Source organism: Allokutzneria sp. NRRL B-24872, from assembly GCF_002155965.1.
Taxonomy (GTDB): Bacteria; Actinomycetota; Actinomycetes; order Mycobacteriales; family Pseudonocardiaceae; genus Allokutzneria.
The window spans coordinates 1-586 of the sequence record NZ_MUMH01000443.1 but is presented as its reverse complement, the minus strand read 5'-3'; the positions used below and the strand labels follow the sequence as shown (position 1 = coordinate 586).

The following is a 586-nucleotide window of genomic DNA, read 5'->3' as shown; positions in this document are numbered from 1 at the left end:
TGGACGACGGCAAGTCCACCCTGGTCGGGCGGCTGCTGCACGACTCCAAGTCGGTACTGGCCGATCAGCTCGAGGCCGTGGCACACGCCTCGCGCAGCCGTGGCCAGGAGGCGCCTGATCTGGCGCTGCTGACGGACGGGCTGCGCGCGGAGCGGGAGCAGGGCATCACCATCGATGTCGCCTACCGCTACTTCGCCACTCCCAAGCGGCGGTTCATCCTCGCCGACACCCCCGGCCATGTGCAGTACACCCGCAACATGGTCACCGGCGCCTCCACCGCCGAACTCGCGGTCGTCCTGGTGGACGCGCGCAACGGCGTGGTGGAGCAGACCCGGCGGCATGCCGCGGTCGCCGCCCTGCTGCGGGTCCCGCATGTGGTCCTCGCCGTCAACAAGATGGACCTGGTGGACTACGCGGAGCCGGTCTTCGCGGCCATCGCCGAGGAGTTCACGACCTACGCGGCCTCGCTGGGCGTTCCAGAGATCACCGCGATCCCGATCTCGGCGCTCGCCGGGGACAATGTGGTGACCCCGTCGGCGAACATGGACTGGTACGGCGGCCCGACCGTGCTGGAGCACCTGGAGAC

The 586-nt window shown here is 69.8% G+C and carries 1 protein-coding gene; it reads left to right on the top strand.

The window, feature by feature from the left end; genetic code table 11:
• On the top strand, positions 1–586 hold a 586-nt coding region (locus tag CCN37_RS38560; protein ID WP_210408436.1), incomplete at both ends, for a GTP-binding protein.